Here is a 20,371-nt window from a genome sequence, read left to right on the forward strand (position 1 = left end):
CGATTTTATGACACCGGTTACCTAGAGGCCAACACCTGACAACGACCCACCGGCCGAGAGTGCCGGAGCAAGAGGGGAATCCCATGAAGATCGCGCTCATCATCGAGAACAGCCAGGCCGCCAAGAACGCCGTGGTCCACGAAGCCCTGACCACCGTGGCCGAACCGCTGGGCCACAAGGTCTTCAACTACGGAATGTACACGGCAGAGGACAAGGCCTCGCTCACCTACGTGATGAACGGCCTTCTCGCGGGCATCCTGCTCAATTCCGGCGCCGCCGACTTCGTGGTGACCGGTTGCGGCACCGGCATGGGCTCGATGCTCGCCGCCAACGCCATGCCCGGCGTATTCTGCGGCCTGGTGATCGATCCGACCGACGCGTTCTTGTTCGGCCAGATCAACGACGGCAACGCAATCTCGATGCCCTATTCCAAGGGCTTTGGCTGGGCCGCCGAACTGAACCTCCAGGACGTCTACCGCAAGCTGTTCGACGGCGAGCGCGGGCTTGGCTATCCCCGCGAGCGCGCCGAGATCATGCGCAAGAACCGCGGCATCCTGCGCGAGCTGAAGGACGCATCCTGCCGCGACATGCTGACCGTGCTCAAGACCGTGGACCAGGACCTGCTGCGGGCCGCAATCGCCGGCGAGAAGTTCGCCGAACTGTTCTATCCCAACTGCAAGGACGACGCGATCGCGAACTACCTGCGCAGCCTGGACGCCTGAACGCCCGGCACGACCAAAACAGGCCCCGATCGGCGGGGAGAGGACATTCGATGAGCATTTTCGACCTTTCGGGCCGCGTCGCGGTCGTTACCGGCGCGAACACCGGGATCGGACAGGGCATCGCGGTGGCGCTGGCCGAGGCGGGCGCCGACATCGCCGCCGTGGGTCGCACCCCGGCCGAAGAAACCGCCGCCAAGGTGCGTGCGCTCGGCCGCAAGTGCGAACTGGTGAGCGCCGACCTTTCGACCATCGCCCCGGTACAGGACGTGGTCGACGAGGTGCTGTCGTCGCTGGGCGGGCTCGACATCCTCGTCAACAATGCCGGGATCATCCGCCGGGCGGACGCGGTCGACTTCACCGAAGAGGACTGGGACGCGGTCGTCGACACCAACCTCAAATCGGTGTTCTTCCTCTCGCAGGCTGCGGGGCGCCACATGATCGCGAACCGCGAAGCCACCGGGCGGCGCGGCAAGATCATCAACATTGCATCGATGCTGAGCTTCCAGGGCGGCATCCGCGTACCCAGCTATACCGCTAGCAAGAGCGGCGTTGCCGGGCTGACCAGGCTGCTCGCCTGCGAATGGGCCGCCAGGGGCGTGAACGTCAACGCCATCGCGCCGGGCTACATCGCCACGAACAACACGTCCGCCCTCCAGGCCGACGAGACCCGCAACCGCCAGATCATGGAACGCATTCCCGAAGGCCGCTGGGGCGATCCCGCCGACATCGGCGGTGCGGCGGTGTTCCTTGCCAGCGGCGCCGCCGACTATGTCCAGGGTCACGTCCTGGCCGTGGACGGCGGGTGGCTGGCGCGATGACCGGCGCCGTGGTCTGCTTTGGCGAGATGCTGCTTCGGCTCTCGCCACCGGGCGCGCGGATGATGATCCAGGCGCAGAGCCTGGAAATGGTCGTGGGCGGCGCGGAAGCAAACGTCGCCGCCGCCCTCGCCGCGCTCGGCCACGAGACGCGGATGGTCACGTTGCTGCCGGGCAATCCGCTCGGCGACAGGGCCCGCGCCGAGCTGGGCGCCGCCGGGGTGGATACGCGCTTCGTCGTGCGCGGCGCGGGGCGCATGGGGCTCTACTTCATGGAGCCCGGCGCCGGAATGCGGCCGTCCTCAATCACCTATGACCGTGCCGGATCGGCCTTTGCGCTGGCCGATGTCGGCGCGTTCGACCTCGACGGCGCGCTCGCCGGTGCGGCGCTGCTCCACGTGTCGGGCATTACCCCCGCGCTGGGGCCGGGCGGCGTTGCCCTGGCACGCGCGGCGGTCGCGGCGGCCCGCGCCGCGCAAGTGCCGATCTGCTTCGATGGCAACTACCGAGCGCAGCTGTGGGAAAGCTGGGACAGCGACCCGCGCTCGATACTGACCGAACTTGTCGGCGCGGCGCGGGTGCTGATCGGCAACCACCGCGACATCTCGCTCCTGCTTGGCAGGACATTTTCCGGCGACGGCGCGGAACGGCGACGCGAGGCGGTGGATGCGGCCTTCGCCGCCTTTCCGAACCTCGAACTCGTGGCATCGACCGCGCGGCACGTGGTCAGCAGCGACCACCATCGCCTTGCCGCGCGCGTCGATACGCGCACGGGCAAGCACCAGACCGGAGAGATCGACGTGACCGGTATCGTCGACCGCATCGGCACCGGGGATGCCTTTGCCGCCGGCGTGCTGCACCAGTTCCTCAAGGGTGGCAACGAACAGGCGATGGCCGAATGCGGACTGGCGCTTGCCGCGCTCAAGCATTCGCTGCCGGGCGACTTCTGCCTGATCGACGGGGCGGAACTTGCGGCCTTCTCGGCCGATGGCGGCGATGTCCGGCGCTGACCTTACCCGGCGCGCCGTGCTCGGCGCAGGCGCCGCGCTGGCCGCAACGCCGGTGCTGGCCCGCGCGCGCGATCCCAGGGTCGGGCGGTTCACCGGGATGCGTGAGGACGGCGTTCTCGCCTTCAAGGGCATACGCTATGGCCGTGCCGCCCGTTTCGAGCGAGCGCTGCCCGAGCCGTGGAACGGAAACCCGGCCAAGGCGCAGACCTTCGCACCGATCGCCCCCCAGCGCGGCAATCCGGACCTGCCGCAGTCCGAGGACTGCCTGTTCCTGAATGTCTGGACGCCCGACGCGAACCCCCGGGCAGGCCGCGCGGTCATGGTCTATTTCCATGGCGGCGCCTATTCCAACGGCACGGTGACGGACCCGCTCACCCACGGCGGCAAGCTTGCCGCGCAGGGCGATGTCGTGGTCGTGACCGTCAACCACCGGCTCAATGCGCTGGGCCATGCCTGGCTCAAGCCCTTCGGCGCACGGTTTGCCGACAGCGGCAACCTCGGCCAGCTCGACCTTGTCCTCGCGCTGGAATGGGTGCGCGACCATGTGCGCGATTTCGGCGGCGATCCGGCGCGGGTCATGGTGTTCGGCCAGTCCGGTGGCGGCGCGAAGATCGCGACGCTCATGGCAATGCCCGCCGCCAGGGGCCTGTTCCATTGCGCCGCGACGATGAGCGGGCAACAGGTCGTCGCCAGCGGGCCCAACAATGCGTGGAAGCGCACGCAGGCGCTGTTCGCCGCGCTCGGTCTCCAGCCCCGCGACGTCGAACTGCTGCGCACCCTGCCGGTCGAGCGGATCGTCGATGCGCTGGGCGCGACCGATCCCGTCATGGGCGGCGGTCTCTACATGGGCCCCGTGCTCGACATGACCAACCTGCCGCGCCACCCCTTCTGGCCGGACGCCGCGCCGCAGTCCCTCGAAATTCCGATGATCCTGGGCAACGTGCGCGAAGAGACGCGCGCCTTCATCGACCCGCGCGGGCCCAGGTTGCGCGGTCTTGACTGGGACAATCTCGCCGCCCGCATCGCGCCGGAGATCAAGATCGATCTCGACGTCGACTGGGTCGTCGCGCAATATCGCCGGCAGCATCCGCAGTGGACGCCCGAGCAGGTGTTCTATGCCGCCACGACCGCAGGCCGCTCGTGGCCGGGGCAGGTGATCGAAGCCGATGAACGGGCAAGGGCAGGCGCGACGAAAACCTGGGTCTACCAGTTCGACCGGCCTTCGCCGCTCGATCCCCTGCGCGGCGCGGCGCACACCGATGACATTCCCTATGTGTTCGGCACGCTGGATGCGCCGGGCAGCATGAGTGGAACCGACTTGGGCGCACGGATGACCCGGGACCTGATGATGGGCGCCTTTGCGGGCCTTGCAAGGACAGGCAGGCCGGGTCTCGCCGACTGGACCGCCTACACGCTTCCGGACCGTGCCACGCTGGTCGTAGGCGATGGCACGGCCTCCATCGCCAGCGACCCGCGGAAGTGGGAGCGCGAGCTTTGGGCTACTGGCCCTTACGTCCAGCCAGGGAGCTGACCGGCGCTTCCTTCACCGGATAGGCGATGATGAGCGCGAGCGGCCTGTCGCCCTTCTGCCGGATCCCGACTATCGCCCCTTCATAGAGATAGGCGGTCATCCCGGGCTTCAGCGTGGCGCGCTGGCCGTCGGACACGACCTCGCCCTCGCCTTCGAGCACGTAATAGACCTCATCGTGCGCGATCGGATGTTCGCCGATGGCCGCCCCGGGATCGAGCGTGCGGCGGCGGAACTCCATGCGGCGAGGCTGCGGCGCAAAGTCGCTGATGCGCCAGGCCGTGCTCATGCCGATGGCCCCGTGCGGCGGAGGCTCGCGCCGCACGGTATCGGCCTCGTCGATCACGGCCATCGGCGGAGCGGCGGCCATGAACAGCGCGAGCATCGCGGTCATGGCTGGCGCATCTGCTGGTCGCGGGTGGACAGCTTTTCCTGCGCACCGGCCTTCTGCCCCGGATAGCGCCCCGACCTGGGCGTCATCGTGTCGAGGTTCCAGTCCGCCTCGACGAAGGGCGCGAACGTGGCAACCGGGTGGGGATAGCCGCCGACCTGCTTCTCGTCGTCGATGATGTCGCCCCGCCCTTCGGCGACGAAGAACATGACGCGGATGTCATCGGGCGCGCGGTCCCAGGGGCGGGCACCGGCGGTCTGGAGAACCGACGTCTCCACGTCGTTCGAAGGCAGCACGCTATAGCGGGAAATGTCCACCAGCGGCGACTTCGCGGCAATCAGCCTTGCTTTCGTCTCGCCATAGCGACCGAACTGGGGAAGCGGATTGCCGTGACGATCCACCGCGCGGTTGTCCTTGCCGAAGTACTGGAGATCGCCGTCGCCGCCGAGCATCAGGAACGGCAATCCCGGATCGGTATCGTTGCCGCCCCGCATGACATTGCCCACGGCGGTGATCTGTCCGGTCACATAGTCGTGCCCGGTCCACTCGAGGTTCATCAGGTTGTAGTGCACCGCGCGATGGCCGGGGTTGTAGATGACGTTGTTGATCATCGCGACCTGCGCACCGCCCTTGACCAGAGGCGAACGCTCCACGTTGTGCGCCCAGATGTTGCGGTAGAAGGTGATGTTGGTGGCGTTGTCGTGGATAAGCGAGCCCTTCGAATGCTCGCCCTTCGGATGGCTCGAATTGGCGAGGCCTTCGGCGGCAAGGTTCTCGCGGAAGACGATGTCGTGGCTCGTTCCGGCGCGCCATTCCGCCACGGAGTTACCACTGAAACGAGGTCCGGACGCGGACATGTTCTCGTCCAGCGCCCAGAGGAAGCTGCAATGTTCGACCACCACGTTGTGCGCGGCGACGGTCGAGAAGGCATCCGCTTCCCAGCCCGAAAGCTTCGCCTGCCCGTCGGCCCCGGTCATGACCCTGATGTGCGAAAGCACGACGTCGTGCGTCCGAAGATCGATCCCGCCCTTGACGATGGTGATGCCGGGCGACGGCGCCGTCTGCCCCGCAACGGTAAGGTAGGGCTCGGTGATATCGAGCGTATCGCGCCCGAGATCGATCACTCCGCCGACCTCGAAAACGACGATGCGCGGCCCCTTGGCCGCAAGCGCTTCGGCGAGCGAGCCGGGACCGTTCTTCGCCAGAGTCGTGACCCGGATGATTCGACCGTTCACACCGCCCTTCGTCGGGTCCGCCGGATGGGGCTCCGCCCCTGCGACAGTTGCCGCCATGACCGTGAGAATGGCTGAAAACGTGGCTTTTTGCAGTATCTTGCGCATTAGCGACTCTCCCATTGCTACGGTTATTGACAGAGCGGCGATGCGAGGGCAATAAATAATGACACCGGTTACCCAATGAGACACGAGAGTGCCGAGAGGGAAACGGACAGAGCATGCCAGGCCCGCCGCGCGGTGGGTCGAGGCACGTGGGAGCAGTGGTGGCTGGGAGAAATCGGCGCAAGCGCGCCTTCCCCTTTGACACCGGTAGCAATAGCCCTGAAAAGGGCATCGAGGGGATTGAAGATGCCTAGTCACGTTTCGCGCGTTTCGCTTTTGAAGATGGCCCTGCTGGCCGGTGGCGCATTTGCCGCGCCGAGCCTTGCTTTCGCCCAGGACGCGACCGCCGCTCCCGAACCCCAGGCCGTAGCCGAAGATGCAGCGCCCCCGACCGACGCCATCGTCGTCACCGGCTTCCGCCAGTCGCTCCAGGCTGCGATCAACGTCAAGAAGAACGCCGTCGGCGCGGTCGACGCCATCGTTGCCGAAGACATTGCAAAGTTCCCCGACCAGAACCTTGCCGAATCGCTACAGCGCATTCCCGGCATCTCGATCTCGCGCGATGCCGGCGAAGGCCGCGCGATCACCGTGCGCGGTCTGTCCAGCCAGTTCACCCGCGTCCGCGTCAACGGCATGGAAACGGTCGCCACCTCGACCGACGGCGCCTCGGCGAACCGCGACCGCGCGTTCGACTTCAACGTCTTCGCTTCGGAACTGTTCAGCTCGATCGTCGTGCACAAGACCGCCGAAGCCAGCCTCGACGAAGGCTCGCTCGGCGCGGTGGTGGATCTCAACACCGGCAATCCGCTGGGTGGCAAGGCCGGCTTCACCGGCGTCGCATCGGTCGTCGGCACTTACAACGACCTGTCGGACTACGTCGGCCCGCGCCTTGCCGGGCTGCTGAGCTGGCGCAACGACGCCGGCACTTTCGGCATCTCGCTGTCCGCCGCGTACCAGAAGACCCGCGTGCTGGAGCTTGGCAACAACTCGGTCCGCTGGGCCCAGGCGCGCTTCGACTCGGTCGATGGGACCCCGTGCTTCACCCGTCCCAACAGCGGCGGCACTTACGTCGAGAGCGATGCCTGCGACGAGGCCGCCCTCGCCTTCCACCCGCGCATCCCGCGCTACGGCGAAGTGAAGCATGACCGCGAGCGCCTCGGCATCACCGGCTCGGTCCAGTTCGCGCCAACCGATGCGACGAAGTTCTCGATCGACGGCCTGTTCTCCCGCTTCGACGCGAAGCGCGAGGAGCAGTGGGGCGAAGTCCTGCTGCGCTCCAACGAGCGTTCGATCGACGTGGTCGACCCGGTCTACGACGACAACGGCAACATGGTCTCGGCCACGCTGAACGATGCCTGGGTGCGTACCGAGCACTACCTGCGCAAGAGCCGCACCGAATTCTATCAGGTGGGCGGCACCTGGGACCAGGACATCGGCGACAGCCTGCGCTTCACCCTGCTCGGCGGCTTCTCCAAGTCGAATGCCGAAATCCCGGTCGAGACCACGATGATCTTCGACGACCGCGATGCCCAGGGCTATTCGTTCGACTACACCGACATGAAGCACCCGAAGCTGACCTTCGGCACCAGCGTCACCGATCCGGCGAACTTCCAGCTCGCCGAAATCCGCGACCGCCCGTCGAGCGTCGTGAACCGCTTCAAGACCGTGCAGCTTCGTACCGAATGGGACGTGGCCGAAGGCTTCACGATCAAGGCGGGCGGCATGTGGCGCCGGTTCAACTTCGATACCGAAGCCTTTACCCGCGACACCGCGGTCTGCGGCAACGGCGGCGTCGACCGCATCTTCGGCACGATCAATTGCTCCGCCTCCTCGGTGTTCGGCCCCACCGCTGTCTATGGCATCCCGGTGACGGCGGCGCTTGGCCAGGTGTTCAACCTCGGCAACGCGGGTCAGCCCGCGGGCAACACCAATTCGTGGCTGGTGCCCAATCTCGACGCCACGACCGCGCTGACCAAGCTCTACGAACGCCCGCTGGCTCTCGATGCCGGCAACAACCGGGGCGTGCAGGAGACCACCAAGGGCGGCTATCTCCAGTTCGACGCCAAGGGTGAGCTGCTGGGCCTGCGCTATGCGCTCAATGCAGGCATGCGGTACGTCAAGACCGACCAGTCCTCCTACGGTCTCGTCGGCTCGGTGCAGACCACGGTCAAGCGCAGCTACGAAGACTGGCTGCCCTCGGCCAACCTCGCGCTCTACCCCACCGAGAACGTGATCGTGCGCGCCGCCATCGCCGACGTGATGACCCGCCCGACGCTCGGTTCGCTGACGCCCGGCGGCTCGGCCGACGGCTTCAACTACCGCGTCAGCACCGGCAACCCCTATCTGGAACCCTATCGCGCCACCAACTACGACCTCGGCGTGGAATGGTACTTCGCTCCCCAGGCCGTGCTTTCGGCGGCATGGTTCAAGAAGGCGGTGCACACCTTCACCCGCAGCGCCTCGATCACCGGTCTGACCTACGCCCAGACCGGCGCGCCGATTTCCTCGCTCAGCCCGAACTCGCCGGCTGCGCTGAACCCGTCGCAGTTGCTCGAGGATCGCTGGACGCTGGCAACCACGGTCAACGGCGAGGGTGCCACGCTCAAGGGCTGGGAATTCGCCGCGCAGGTGCCCTTCAAGATCTTTGCCGAAGGCTTCCTCGGGAACTTCGGCGTGATCGCCAACGCCACCTTCATCTCGTCGAGCGCGGAATACGAACTCCAGGGCCCGATCACCGTCGCCCGCCTGCCCAACGGCAACCTCGGCCCGCTCAACAACGTGACGCTCACCAGCACGCTCGCGAACGTGTCGAAGCGCGCCTACAACGGCACGCTCTACTACGATGACGGCCGCTTCTCCGCGCGCGTCATGGGCACCTACCGCAGCGCCTACCACGAAGGCGCCAGCGGCACCGGCAACCTGCTCGAAGGCTACGGCTCGATGTGGAACGTCGACGCTTCGGTTCGCTACAAGGTGAACGACTGGCTGGAAGTCTCGGTCGAGGGCAACAACCTCCTCGACACCTATCGCTACCGCTACACCGACATAGAAACGCAGCGGAATTACGAGAACAATCACTTCGGGCGCAACATCCTGGTGGGCGCGCGCCTCAAGTACTGATCCCGATCCACCACTCCCTCTGGCCGGGCGCATCCCTCCCTTTTCGCGCCCGGCCAATCCCCTTCGCGAACTTCCGCTTGCCAAACGGAGCCGCCGTGACCGTCGACCGCCGATCCTTCATCGCCGCCTCGCTCGTCTCGGCCGCCGCCGCGAAGACTGCACTGGCCCAGACGCCGCCACCGGTCGCGCCCGGCTCGCTCCCGCCCGGCCTGCCGCAGCCGGCCGAGACGATGGATCTATGGCCCAGGGGCGCGCCCGGCCTTCCGGCAAGGTCGCTCACCGAAACGGTGCAGGAACGGTCGGCCGACAGCCTCGTCACGGACCGCGCGGTCTGGGGCATAAGCCGCCCGCGCCTGGCGGTATTCCGTCCGGATCGGCCCAATGGCGCCGCGATCCTGCTGACACCGGGTGGCGGCTACCGCTGGGTCGTGGTCGACAAGGAAGGCTATGAAATGGGCCGCTGGCTTGCGGCGCGCGGCTTTACCGCCTTCGTCCTGTTCTATCGCCTCCCTGGCGAAGGCTGGGCCACGGGACCGGACGTCGCGTTGGCCGATGCCCAGCGCGCGATGCGCCTGATCCGCCACCGCGCGCGCGACTTCGCCATCGATCCCGAACGCGTATCGGCCATGGGCTTTTCGGCCGGCGGCCACTTGTGCGCCGATCTGGCCACGCGCTTTGCCGCGCCGGTCTATGACGCGACCGATGCGGCGGACCGTCTTTCGGCAAGGCCGCACAGCGCCGCGCCGATCTATCCGGTCGTCTCGATGTCGGCACCCGATGCCCACCCCGGCTCGCGCGAGTTGCTGGTTGGCAAGGCCGCTTCGCCCGCAGTGGAAGCGGCGCATTCGCCGCACCGCAACGTGCCGGCCGATGCCCCGCCCTTTTTCCTGCTCCACGCAGAGGATGACGATGCCGTGCCGGTAAACAATACACTGCTGCTCCGTTCCGCCTTGAAGGAACGGGGCATTCGCGTGGAAACCCATCTGTTCGAACACGGCGGCCACGGCTTCGGCCTTCGCAAGGCGGTGGGCAAGCCGGTAGAGGTCTGGCCAGAACTGTGGCGCGCGTGGGCCCGCACGACGGGGCTGGCGCTGTGAGCGTGGACCGGCGCGATGCGATGAAGTCGGCCGCCATTGCCGCGCTCGGCCTTGCAACGCCGCTGCCCGCGCTTGCCGGGCCGGCTACCGCTGCCACCGCTTCCGCGCCCCGCTGGAAGCGCGGGCTCGACAACCAGCGCATCGCCGACCTCGGGGATGGCACGTTCCTCAATCCGGTCCTCGCCGGCGACCGCCCCGACCCCGCCATCCTCAAGGACGGCAAGGACTACTACCTCACCTTCTCCGGCTTCGAGAGCTATCCCGGCCTGCTCATCTGGCACTCGCGCGATCTTGTGAACTGGGCGCCGAGGAAGCCCGCGCTTCACAGGAACATCGGCTCGGTCTGGGCGGTCAGCCTCGACCGGCACAAGGGTCGCTACTACCTCTACATCCCGGTCAAGGCCTCTCCGCAGAACGACACCTTCGTGATCTGGGCCGACCATATCGACGGACCGTGGAGCGAACCCAAGCCCCTCGGCCTGCCCAACCATATCGACCCGTGCCATGCGGTGGGCGAAGACGGCTCGCGCTGGCTGTTCCTATCCGGCGGAGACCGCGTGCGTCTCTCGGACGACGGCCTCAGCCTCGCCGGCCCCGTGGAACACGTCTACGATCCCTGGCGCTATCCCGAGGAATGGGACGTCGAGGGCTTCGCGCCCGAAGGCCCCAAGATTCACCGCGTCGGCAAGTGGTTCTACATGCTGACCGCCGTGGGCGGAACCGCAGGACCACCCACCGGCCACATGGTCATCGCCGCGCGCTCGCGCTCGATCCACGGGCCGTGGGAACAGCATCCCGGCAATCCGCTGGTGCGCACCACCGACATCCGCGAAGCCTGGTGGTCGCGCGGCCACGCCAGCCTCGTCGAAGGGCCGGACCGCACCTGGTGGAGCCTCTATCACGGCTTCGAGAACGGCTTCTGGACGCTGGGTCGCCAATGCCTGCTCGATCCGGTGGAATGGACCGCCGATGGCTGGTTCCGCATGACGGGCGGCGACCTCTCGCGCCCCCTCGCCAAACCGAAGGGCGGCGAGGCGCTGCCCCATGGCATGGCGCTGTCGGACGACTTCTCCCGCCTGCAACTGGGCACCAAGTGGTCGTTCTTCCGTCCTTCGCCGGACGAGGCAAGCCGCGCGCGCGTGGTCGGCAACACCCTGCTCCTCAAGGGCAAGGGCCTCGCCCCATCGACCGGTTCGCCGCTCCTCCTGATCGCGGGCGACACGTCCTACCGGTTCGAATGCGACATCGAACTCGCGCCCGGCGCCACGGCGGGCCTGGTGCTGTTCTACGACGACAAGCTCTACGCCGGCCTCGGCTTCGATGCCGAACGCTTCGTCACCCACCAGTACGGGATGGAACGCGGCCGCCCCGCCAATCCCCACGGCACCGCCATGCGCATCCGCGTGACCAACCGGCGACATATCGTCAGCTACCACACTTCGGGCGACGGCGGGCAGACGTGGCGCAAGTTCGACCGCGGCATGGAAGTGTCAGGCTACCACCACAACGTGCGCGGCGGTTTCCTCATGCTCCGCCCCGGCCTCTACGCTGCGGGCCCCGGCGAGACCAGGTTCCGCAATTTCACCTTCACTGCACTGGAAGACTGATGCCTCGCGAACTTGAGCTTCATCCGGACCGGTTGCTTCCGGTGGATCCATCGGTGCGTGGGTTGGCGCGGGAGTTGTATGCGAGCGTGCGGGGTCTGCCGGTGGTGAGCCCGCACGGGCATACCGATCCGCGCTGGTTCGCGGGGAACGGGACCTTCGGCAACGCGACCGAGCTGCTGCTGGTGCCGGATCATTACGTGTTCCGCATGCTCTACTCGCAAGGGGTGGCGCTGGAGGACCTCGGCGTGCGCAACCGGCAGGTCGACCCGCGCGCGGCGTGGCGGCTTTTTGCCGAGCGCTACTGGCTGTTCCGGGGAACGCCGTCGCGCATGTGGCTCGACTGGGTCTTCGCCGAGGCCTTCGGCATGGGCGTGCAGTTGTGCGCCGGGACCGCCGACCTCTACTTCGACACGATCACCGAGATGCTGGCCAGCGACGCCTTCCGCCCGCGCGCGCTGTTCGAACGGTTCAACATCGAGGTCCTGGCCACGACCGAGAGCCCGCTCGACAGCCTCGAGCATCACGCCGCGATCCGGGCTTCGGGCTGGAAGGGCCGCGTGATCACCGCCTATCGCCCCGACCCGGTGGTCGATCCCGACTTCGAGGGCTTCGGCGCCAACCTCGACCTGCTCTCGCACCTCACCGGCGAGGATTGCCGCACCTGGACCGGCTATCTCGCCGCGCACCGCCAGCGCCGCGCCTTCTTCGCGTCGATGGGCGCGACCAGTACCGACCATGGCCACCCGACCGCGGCGACCGCCAACCTCCCTGCCAGCGAGGCCGAGGCCCTGTTCGGCAAGATCGTCGCGGGCGCCTTCACCCCCGCCGAGGCCGAGCTGTTCCGCGCCCAGATGCTGACCGAGATGGCGGCGATGAGCCTCGACGACGGGCTCGTCATGCAGATCCATCCCGGATCGTTCCGCAACCACAACGCGCAGGTGTTCGAACGCTTCGGGCGCGACAAGGGCGCCGACATCCCCACCCGCACCGACTTCGTCCATGCCCTGAAGCCGCTGCTCGACCGCTTCGGCAACGAGCGCGACCTGTCGATCATCCTCTTCACGCTCGACGAGAGCGCCTATGCCCGCGAACTCGCGCCGCTTGCCGGGCATTATCCCTGCCTCAGGCTCGGCCCGGCCTGGTGGTTCCACGACAGCCCCGAGGGCATGCGCCGCTTCCGCCGCATGACCACCGAGACGGCGGGCTTCTACAACACCGTCGGCTTCAACGACGATACCCGCGCGTTCCTCTCGATCCCGGCGCGGCACGACGTGGCGCGGCGGATCGACTGCGGGTTCCTCGCCGAACTGGTCGCCGAACACCGCATCGAGGACTGGGAAGCGGCGGAGCTGGCCCGGGACCTGTCGTACGATCTGGCGAAGAAGGCGTACCGCCTGTGACGCAAGCCGCGAGACTTTCGCCCGAAGCCCTGGCGAGCCTTCCTCCCGCCGTCGCGCGACCGCTCTACGACAGGGACGCGCAGGCCGTGGGCATCGTCCACTTCGGCATCGGCGCGTTCCACCGCGCGCACCAGGCCTGGTACACCGACGCCGCCATGAACCTGGGGGACCGCGACTGGGCGATCACCGGCGTCTCGCTGCGCTCGCCCGGCGTGGCGCGGCAGATGAACCCGCAGCATGGGCTCTATGCCCTGGCCGAGCGTTCGGGCGAGGGCACGCGCCTTCGCGTCGTGGGATCGGTGCGCAATGTCCTCGTCGCCAGCGAGGAGCCGGAAAGCGTGATCGCCGCGGTTGCCTCGCCCACGACCCGCGTGGTCAGCCTGACCGTGACCGAGAAGGGCTATTGCCGCGGCGAGACCGGGGATCTCGACTTCGAACTCGCCCATTCGCTGAGCTTCTACTACTTCGTCGCGCAAGGCCTGCTCGCCCGGCGCAAGGCGGGGCTGCCCGGCGTGACCCTGCTGCCGTGCGACAACCTTGCCGACAACGGCGCGAAGCTCGAGCGGCTGATGCGCCAGTACCTCGAACGCCACGAGCCCGATCTCGTCGCATGGTTCGAGGCGAACTGCACCTGCCCCTCGACCATGATCGACCGCATCGTCCCCGCGACAACGGACGAGGACCGCGCGATGGTGGCGGACGCGCTGAACGGGCTGGACGATCAGGCCTGCGTCGTGACCGAGCCGTTCAGCCAGTGGGTGATCGAGGACCGCTTCGCCGGCCCGCGCCCCGGGTGGGAAGCGGTCGGCGCGCAGCTGGTGCACGAGGTCGGCCCCTACGAGACCGCCAAGCTGCGCATGCTCAACGGCGCGCATTCGCTGCTCGCCTACTGCGGCCTCGCGGCGGGCCATGCCTGCGTCCACGAAGCGATTGCCGATCCGGCCCTGCGCCACCTCGCCATCCGCCTGATGCGCGAGGAAGCCGCTCCGACGATCACGCCCGCGCCCGGCCAGGACCTTGCCGCCTATGCCGACGCGCTGATCGACCGCTTCGCCAATCCCGCGCTCGACCACCGCCTGATCCAGATCGCGATGGACGGCAGCCAGAAGATCCCCCAGCGCTGGCTCGAGACGCTCGCCGCCAATGCACGGGCCGGTCGCCAGTGCCCCGCGATCCTCGCCGGCATCAAGGCCTGGCTCCACCACCTCACCGGCGCCAACGGCCCGGTAGACGACCCCCTCGCCACACGCCTCACCACCCTCGCCACACGCCACCCAAACCCCGCCGACACCGCAAAAGCCATCTTCACCCAAAACGGACCTCTCGACGGAACATGGCTACCAACACAACATGACCTCAACACACTCAAGGAAACCTGAAGGGGCCGGTCCGTCACCGTTCCGTCACGGCTATGACCCTGATCTGTCGTCAAACTTGCATGATGCTGCAACAGCGAAGGCCTAGCGGCGATCCCGCCACACTCAAGTGGCATGAGGGATCAAATCATGCGTATCGTCGCCGTGCTGCTCGCCAGCACTTCGCTTGTCGCCGCCCCGGCCTTCGCCGCCGAAGAAGCCGCACCTGCACCGGTCGCCCCTGAAGCCATTTCCGATGCGGCCGCCGCCGAAATCGTCGTCATGGGCCAGGGACAGACCCGGCAGGTGCAGGAACTTTCCACGCAGGAGCTGACCATTCTCGCCTCGGGCACCAGCCCCTTGAAGGCGATCGAGAAGCTGCCCAGCGTCAATTTCCAGTCCGCCGACGCCTTCGGCACCTATGAATGGTCGACCCGCGTCACCATTCGCGGCTTCAGCCAGAACCAGCTTGGCTTCAACATCGACGGCATCCCGCTGGGCGACATGTCCTATGGCAACGCCAACGGCCTGCACATCAGCCGCGCGATCAGCCCCGAGAACATCGGCGTCACCCGCGTCAGCCAGGGCTCCGGCTCGATCACCGCGCAGTCGACCAACAATCTCGGCGGCACGCTCGAGTTCTTCTCGATCGATCCCAAGGACGCCCTCGGCGTTACCGCCAGCGCATCCTACGGTTCGGAAAACACCTGGCGCGGCTTTGCGCGCATTGGCCTGGGCACCACCGATGGCGCCCGCGCCTTCGCTTCGGTCCAGTACCAGGACGGCGAAAAGTGGAAGGGCGACGGCAAGCAGCGCACGCTGATGGTCAACGCCAAGGGCGTGCTCCCGCTGGGCGGCGGTACCGAACTCGACGGCTACGTCAGCTATTCCGACCGCGCCGAGCAGGACTACCAGGATCTCAGCCTCGCGATGATCCAGCGTCTCGGCTATGACTGGGACAACTTCGGCCCCTCGCGCTATGCCGAAGCGGTCCGCGTGGCCGACATCGCCGCCAACCGCGGCGACACCGGCACCGCCCCGCTCAACGCCGCGGCGGGCACCACCTACCCCAGCCCGATCGCTTCGGCGGACGATGCCTATTACGATGCCTCGGGCCTGCGCAAGGACACCCTCGCCTCGCTCGGCCTCACCACGCCGCTGGGCGATGCGCTGACCTTCAAGGTCAAGGGCTACTACCACGAGAACGACGGCCAGGGCACGTGGGGCAGCCCATACGTCAACAGCCCCACCGGCGTGCCGATGGCGCTGCGCACCACCGAATACGACATCAAGCGCAAGGGCGTGTTCGCCGCGCTTTCGGGCACGTTCGGCATCAACGAACTCACCGTCGGCGGCTGGTACGAGAAGAACGACTTCATCCAGTCGCGCAAGTTCTATGCCTATGAGAGCCGGACCAACCCCGGCCGCGACCACCTGAAGTTTCAGCACAACCCGTTCTACACGCAGTGGTCCATCGCCTTCGAGACCGACACGCTGCAATACTACGTCTCCGACGACGTCGACCTCGGCGATCTCAAGGTGAACCTTGGCTGGAAGGGCTATTCGGTCGACACCAACGCGTTCGCGCTGGTCAACGTCAGCGGCCTCGCCACCGGCGACATCAAGGTCGAGGACTGGTTCCAGCCGCACGTCGGCCTGAACTACAAGCTTGGTGACGGGCTCGAGGCTTTCGCGGGCTTCACCCAGGTGACGCGCGCCTACCAGGCATCGGCCACCAGCGGCCCGTTCTCGACCACGCAGGCCGGCTTCAATGCGATCAAGGACAAACTCAAGCCCGAAAGCTCGGACACCTGGGAGGCGGGCCTGCGCTACAACACCGGCGTCATCAACGCCTCGCTCGCAGGCTACTACGTCAACTTCCGCGACAGGCTGCTGGTGATCCCGACTTCGGTCGGCGTCGTCGGCTCGGCCAACGTGCTGCAGAACGTCGGCTCGGTCCGCGCACTCGGCATCGAGGCGGCGGTGGACGTGAAGCTCCCCGGCGGCTTCGGCGCGTTCGCTTCGTACAGCTACAACGACACGACCTACCGCGATGACGTGACCATCACCGCGGGCGGCACCACGGTGGTCCGCGCGACCGCTGGCAAGACCGTCGTCGACACGCCAAAGCATCTCCTGCGCGGCGAACTGTCGTATGACAGCCAGACCGTGTTCGGCCGCGTCGGGGTCAACTACATGTCCAAGCGCTACTTCACCTACCTCAACGACCAGTCGGTCCCCGGCCGCGCGCTGGTGGACGCGACCATCGGCTACCGCCTCGACATCGGCCAGCGCCAGCCGGTCGAACTGCAGCTCAATGCCGTGAACCTGTTCGACAAGCGCTACGTCGCCACGATCGGGTCCAACGGCTTCGGCTTCAGCGGCGACAACCAGACCCTGCTCGCGGGCGCACCGCGCCAGGTCTTCGTCACGCTCAAGGCGGGGTTCTGACAATGCGCGGCCTTTCGACCGCAAAGGCCCTCGTCGCGGGCGTCGTGCTGCTTGGCAGCACGGCGCCCGTCGCGGCGAGCGCCGCGACCCGCACGACGCCGGTCCTGCTCATCTCGATCGACGGCCTGCGGCCCGGCGACGTTCTGGAAGCCGAACGGCGCGGTCTCAAGATCCCCAACCTGCGCCGTTTCCTCAAGGAAGGCAGCTACGCCACCGGCGTCACCGGAAACCTGCCCACGGTCACCTATCCCAGCCACACCACGCTGATCACGGGCGTCGCCCCGGCGCGCCACGGCATCGTCTCGAACACGACCTTCGATCCGAAGCAGGTGAACTATGGCGGCTGGTACTGGTATGCCGAGGACATCAGGACGGGCACCCTGTGGGATGCAGCCCACAAGGCCGGGCTTTCCACCGCCAACGTCCATTGGCCGGTGAGCGTCGGCGTCAAGGCCTTGTCCTACAACCTTCCCCAGATCTGGCGCTCTGGCCACGCCGACGACCGCAAGCTCGTCCGCGCGCTGTCCACGGACGGCCTCTATGACGCGCTCGAACACGATTGCGGCGCCTATGCCGATGGCATCGACGAAGGCATCGCCGGCGACGAGACCCGCGCCAGGTTCGCCGCCCGCCTGATCGAAACGAAGAAGCCCGATTTCGTCACCGTCTATCTGGCCGCGCTCGACCACGAGGAGCATCTTTTCGGTCCGGGGTCAGCGCAGGCCAATGCCGTTCTCGAACGGCTCGACGCGGCGGTCGGCACATTGGTATCGGCGGAACTGGCAGCACGTCCCGATGCCACCATTGCCGTCGTCAGCGATCACGGCTTCGTCGCGACCGATACCGAGGTCAACCTCTTCCGCCCCTTCATCGACGCGGGCCTGATCGCGCTGGGACCGGACGGCAAGGTTGCTTCCTGGGAAGCGATGCCATGGCCGTCGGGTGGCTCCATCGCGGTTGTGCTTGCGCGGCCGGACGACGCCGCGCTTGTCACCAGGGTAGAGGCCCTGCTCGCCGGCCTCGCCGCCGATCCGCAGGCCCGCATCGCCAGCGTCATCGGCAAGGCCGACATCGCGCGGCTGGGCGCAAACCCTCAGGCATCGTTCTATGTCGACCTGAAGCCCGGCGCACTGGCGGGCAACTTCGCGGCCGATGCACCACTCGCCAAGCCGTCGCGCTACAAGGGCATGCACGGCTATTTCCCGGCGATGCCGGAAATGCGCTCGACCTTTCTGGTGATGGGCAAGTCCGTCGCCCCGGCACGCAACCTTGGCGAGATCGACATGCGCGCGATCGCACCGACACTGGCGAAGGCAATGGGGGCCGAGCTGCCCGGCGCCGAAGCAAAGGCCATCCCGCTCGGAAAGTGACGCGGAAACGGGAATGCGTCGAGACCGCGCCGCCCCGGTCCCACCGGGGCGGCGGCGTCCGGCCAGTTCAGTCCGCGAACACCGTCCGATAGGAGCGGCGGGTGAACTTCCACGCGCCATCGATGCGGCGCAGTTCGTCGTCGTAGCGACCGGTAGCGTGGATGCGCTTGCCCGAGCCGGGATCGTCGAAGATCTCGATGGTATAAGCCACCGCCTTCGCCGTATCGCCCTCCACCTCGATCGAGCCGGGCTGCATGAAATAGACCATCTGCTTGGTGCAATTGTCGAGGCCGTAGTACTTCATCGACTCGACCCAGCCGGCGACAATCGCCGCCTTGCCGGAAAAGCCGCCGAGATCGGGATATTCCGGCAGCTCCCAATAGGCGTCTTCCGCCCAGATCGAACCCCACAGCTCGGCGTCGAGCGCCATCACCCCGTGGGCATGGGTATCCATCAGTTCGCGGATCGCGGTGCGGTCCTCGATCGGTCCTGTGAACGGCATCGTGTCGCGCTCCTTACCAGGCGTGCTCTTCGCCGTTCCACTTGAGGAAGTCTCCGGAACGCTCGAGCGTCCAGTCGGAAGCGACCTTGCGGATGCCGGCGGCGCTTTCGGCGGGAGTGATGTCGGCGCCTTCGCCGCCCATGTCGGTCTGCACCCAGCCGGGATGGACCAGCCCGACGATCACGCCACGGTCCTTGAGGTCGATGGCGACCGAACGCATCATGCGGTTCAGTGCCGCCTTCGCGCCCGAATAGGCATAGTAACCGCCATAGGGCCAGGTCGAAGCGGCAAGCTGGCTCGAGATGTTGATGACCTTCGCGCCGGCGCCCAGTCGCGGCAGGAATGCCTGCAGCACGCGCAGCGGCCCCTGCACCATGATCCGGAACGTCTCGTCCCAGGCATCCCAGTCGGCGCTTTCAAGTTCCGCGCCTTCGGGCCCGCTGACCCCGGCGACGTTGTAGAGGACGTCTACCGGCTCGCTGCCGGTGTCCGCCGCGCCCGCACGGACGGACGCATCGTCGCCCACGTCCATGCGGTGCACGGTAAGCTTGCCGGCCGATGCCGCGGCGAGGTCCGCCAGGGTCTTCGCGCCGGCGGGATCTCGCACGAGCGCCAGCACCCGGTCGCCCGCTTCGACATGCTGGCGGGCCAACTCCAGGCCGATGCCGCGCCCTGCGCCGGTGATTGCAACGGTTGCCATTAGATCATCTCCCACTCTGCCCCGCGCCGGGCGCTGGGGCTTTCGCTGAATGTCTGTCCGCTCCGACGCGGCGCGCATACTGGTCTTTCGGAGAGCAACCGGCAGTCCGGCCGGATTTGCGCCTCAGGTTATCGGATCGTAGAGCCCGCGCACCGTCGCGATGGTCAGCCTGAGCACCTGCTCGATGCGCTCGGGCCCCAGCACCGGCCGGTGCAGCAGCAGGCCCGAATGGACCGCGATGGCGAAATCGCTGCCCAGTTTCATCGCCTGCCACTGGTCCTGCCACTGCGGGAAGGATTCGATCATCTCCGCCGTCCACACCTCGTCATAGCGGCGGGCGGCGGGTTCGAAGGCGGCATTGAGTTCGTGGTCGGTCCGCGCCGCCACCGCCAGTTCCAGGTAGGCCGCATATTCGCGCGTCTGCACGCTGCGCCAGTGCGCGTCGGTGGCAAGGTCGATCAGCAGCGCGCCCCGGCTCTGCGCCATCGCGGCGATGTAATCGTCGAGGAACACGCGCATCCGCTGGTAGAAGATGTGCTCGACCACCGCCGCCACCAGGTCCATCCGCGTCGCGAAGTGGTGGTGCATGGCCCCGCGCGAAACTTGCGCGCGCTCGGCCACCTGCGCGGTCGTCAGTCCGGCATATCCGCCCTCGACCAGGCAGTCGACCGCCGCCTCGAGCATCTTCTCGCGGGTGCGCGCCGACTTGCGCTGCTGCCAGCGCTTGGGCTCCCCTTCTTCCATCGCGCTGGGGCGCATTGCCTGGAGCATGCGCTTCTGCATCGTCGAACCGGCCATATACATTCTCCTGTCATGCCTTCCGCACCTCGGCAAGACCTCCTGACAAAAGGATGAGTAGCCGGATCGGCTGGCTCTGGCAGATAAAACCGGCAGCATCGCCTGTTATTGGCGAGTCTGTTCAGGACCGGGTGACTGGCGCGAACGCCGGGGCCCTTGGAGGGGAGG

Annotated in this window: 16 protein-coding genes; 11 read left to right on the top strand and 5 right to left on the bottom strand. The window is 67.2% G+C overall.

Annotation, left to right across the window (positions count from 1 at the left end; all coding sequences use genetic code 11):
• Positions 1 to 83 precede the first annotated feature (83 nt).
• The 4 genes from SARO_RS18445 to SARO_RS18460 are packed head-to-tail and all read left to right on the top strand — an operon-like array spanning position 84 to position 4,078.
• The gene (locus tag SARO_RS18445; RefSeq protein WP_011906761.1) at positions 84 to 722 is read left to right on the top strand and encodes an RpiB/LacA/LacB family sugar-phosphate isomerase; all 639 of its coding nucleotides are present in this window, start codon (positions 84 to 86) and stop codon (positions 720 to 722) included.
• 50 nt (positions 723 to 772) lie between these two features.
• Positions 773 to 1,540: a 2-dehydro-3-deoxy-D-gluconate 5-dehydrogenase KduD gene (kduD, locus tag SARO_RS18450; RefSeq protein WP_011906762.1), complete on the top strand. Its 768-nt coding sequence runs from the start codon at positions 773 to 775 to the stop codon at positions 1,538 to 1,540.
• Positions 1,537 to 2,547, top strand: a complete 1,011-nt coding sequence (locus SARO_RS18455) for a sugar kinase (RefSeq protein ID WP_011906763.1) — start codon at positions 1,537 to 1,539, stop codon at positions 2,545 to 2,547. Before kduD ends, SARO_RS18455 begins: the two co-directional genes overlap by 4 nt.
• A complete protein-coding gene (locus tag SARO_RS18460; RefSeq protein ID WP_011906764.1) occupies positions 2,534 to 4,078 on the top strand; it encodes a carboxylesterase/lipase family protein in 1,545 nt (514 codons plus the stop codon). Before SARO_RS18455 ends, SARO_RS18460 begins: the two co-directional genes overlap by 14 nt.
• Here SARO_RS18460 and SARO_RS18465 read toward each other — a convergent pair.
• On the bottom strand, positions 4,047 to 4,469 hold the full coding sequence (locus SARO_RS18465) for a cupin domain-containing protein (RefSeq protein WP_011906765.1): 423 nt from the start codon (positions 4,467 to 4,469) through the stop codon (positions 4,047 to 4,049). The genes SARO_RS18460 and SARO_RS18465 overlap by 32 nt on opposite strands.
• Entirely contained in the window at positions 4,466 to 5,806 is a 1,341-nt protein-coding gene (locus SARO_RS18470) for a pectate lyase family protein (protein WP_011906766.1), read from the bottom strand. The genes SARO_RS18465 and SARO_RS18470 overlap by 4 nt, the downstream gene beginning before the upstream one ends.
• Before the next feature lie 243 nt (positions 5,807 to 6,049).
• On the opposite strand from SARO_RS18470, the gene SARO_RS18475 reads away from it, so the two are divergent.
• The 7 genes from SARO_RS18475 to SARO_RS18505 all read left to right on the top strand — a co-directional run bounded on the left by SARO_RS18475 (position 6,050) and on the right by SARO_RS18505 (position 18,203).
• Entirely contained in the window at positions 6,050 to 8,923 is a 2,874-nt protein-coding gene (locus SARO_RS18475) for a TonB-dependent receptor (protein WP_011906767.1), read from the top strand.
• A gap of 95 nt (positions 8,924 to 9,018) precedes the next feature.
• Entirely contained in the window at positions 9,019 to 10,020 is a 1,002-nt protein-coding gene (locus SARO_RS18480; protein WP_011906768.1) for an alpha/beta hydrolase, read from the top strand.
• Between the two features lie 20 nt (positions 10,021 to 10,040).
• A complete protein-coding gene (locus tag SARO_RS18485; protein ID WP_083761018.1) occupies positions 10,041 to 11,627 on the top strand; it encodes a family 43 glycosylhydrolase in 1,587 nt (528 codons plus the stop codon).
• Complete coding sequence (gene uxaC / locus SARO_RS18490) at positions 11,627 to 13,027, top strand: glucuronate isomerase (RefSeq protein WP_011906770.1); 1,401 nt, start codon at positions 11,627 to 11,629, stop codon at positions 13,025 to 13,027. The genes SARO_RS18485 and uxaC overlap by 1 nt, the downstream gene beginning before the upstream one ends.
• A complete protein-coding gene (locus SARO_RS18495; protein WP_011906771.1) occupies positions 13,024 to 14,406 on the top strand; it encodes a mannitol dehydrogenase family protein in 1,383 nt (460 codons plus the stop codon). The genes uxaC and SARO_RS18495 overlap by 4 nt, the downstream gene beginning before the upstream one ends.
• Positions 14,407 to 14,532: 126 nt before the next feature.
• Positions 14,533 to 16,833 (top strand): TonB-dependent receptor, encoded by a 2,301-nt coding sequence (locus tag SARO_RS18500; protein WP_011906772.1) that lies wholly within the window; start codon positions 14,533 to 14,535, stop codon positions 16,831 to 16,833.
• 2 nt (positions 16,834 to 16,835) lie between these two features.
• Positions 16,836 to 18,203 (top strand): alkaline phosphatase family protein, encoded by a 1,368-nt coding sequence (locus tag SARO_RS18505; protein ID WP_011906773.1) that lies wholly within the window; start codon positions 16,836 to 16,838, stop codon positions 18,201 to 18,203.
• 67 nt (positions 18,204 to 18,270) lie between these two features.
• On the opposite strand, the gene SARO_RS18510 is transcribed toward SARO_RS18505, so the two are convergent.
• The 3 genes from SARO_RS18510 to SARO_RS18520 form a co-directional block, all read right to left on the bottom strand.
• A complete protein-coding gene (locus SARO_RS18510) occupies positions 18,271 to 18,705 on the bottom strand; it encodes a nuclear transport factor 2 family protein (protein WP_011906774.1) in 435 nt (144 codons plus the stop codon).
• A 13-nt stretch (positions 18,706 to 18,718) separates the two neighbouring features.
• A complete protein-coding gene (locus SARO_RS18515; protein ID WP_011906775.1) occupies positions 18,719 to 19,405 on the bottom strand; it encodes an SDR family oxidoreductase in 687 nt (228 codons plus the stop codon).
• A 123-nt stretch (positions 19,406 to 19,528) separates the two neighbouring features.
• Entirely contained in the window at positions 19,529 to 20,203 is a 675-nt protein-coding gene (locus tag SARO_RS18520; protein WP_011906776.1) for a TetR/AcrR family transcriptional regulator, read from the bottom strand.
• Positions 20,204 to 20,371: the final 168 nt, after the last annotated feature.

The organism is Novosphingobium aromaticivorans DSM 12444 (assembly GCF_000013325.1).
GTDB classification, from domain to species: Bacteria; Pseudomonadota; Alphaproteobacteria; order Sphingomonadales; family Sphingomonadaceae; genus Novosphingobium; species Novosphingobium aromaticivorans.

Excerpts from the sequence above, each read along its gene's own strand:
- SARO_RS18445 (WP_011906761.1), top strand. The coding sequence starts at position 84 with ATGAAGATCGCGCTCATCATCGAGAACAGCCAGGCCGCCAAGAACGCC.
- kduD (WP_011906762.1), top strand. The coding sequence starts at position 773 with ATGAGCATTTTCGACCTTTCGGGCCGCGTCGCGGTCGTTACCGGCGCG.
- SARO_RS18455 (WP_011906763.1), top strand. The coding sequence starts at position 1,537 with ATGACCGGCGCCGTGGTCTGCTTTGGCGAGATGCTGCTTCGGCTCTCG.
- SARO_RS18460 (WP_011906764.1), top strand. The coding sequence starts at position 2,534 with ATGTCCGGCGCTGACCTTACCCGGCGCGCCGTGCTCGGCGCAGGCGCC.
- SARO_RS18465 (WP_011906765.1), bottom strand. The coding sequence starts at position 4,469 with ATGACCGCGATGCTCGCGCTGTTCATGGCCGCCGCTCCGCCGATGGCC.
- SARO_RS18470 (WP_011906766.1), bottom strand. The coding sequence starts at position 5,806 with ATGCGCAAGATACTGCAAAAAGCCACGTTTTCAGCCATTCTCACGGTC.
- SARO_RS18475 (WP_011906767.1), top strand. The coding sequence starts at position 6,050 with ATGCCTAGTCACGTTTCGCGCGTTTCGCTTTTGAAGATGGCCCTGCTG.
- SARO_RS18485 (WP_083761018.1), top strand. The coding sequence starts at position 10,041 with ATGAAGTCGGCCGCCATTGCCGCGCTCGGCCTTGCAACGCCGCTGCCC.
- uxaC (WP_011906770.1), top strand. The coding sequence starts at position 11,627 with ATGCCTCGCGAACTTGAGCTTCATCCGGACCGGTTGCTTCCGGTGGAT.
- SARO_RS18500 (WP_011906772.1), top strand. The coding sequence starts at position 14,533 with ATGCGTATCGTCGCCGTGCTGCTCGCCAGCACTTCGCTTGTCGCCGCC.
- SARO_RS18505 (WP_011906773.1), top strand. The coding sequence starts at position 16,836 with ATGCGCGGCCTTTCGACCGCAAAGGCCCTCGTCGCGGGCGTCGTGCTG.
- SARO_RS18510 (WP_011906774.1), bottom strand. The coding sequence starts at position 18,705 with ATGCCGTTCACAGGACCGATCGAGGACCGCACCGCGATCCGCGAACTG.
- SARO_RS18515 (WP_011906775.1), bottom strand. The coding sequence starts at position 19,405 with ATGGCAACCGTTGCAATCACCGGCGCAGGGCGCGGCATCGGCCTGGAG.
- SARO_RS18520 (WP_011906776.1), bottom strand. The coding sequence starts at position 20,203 with ATGGCCGGTTCGACGATGCAGAAGCGCATGCTCCAGGCAATGCGCCCC.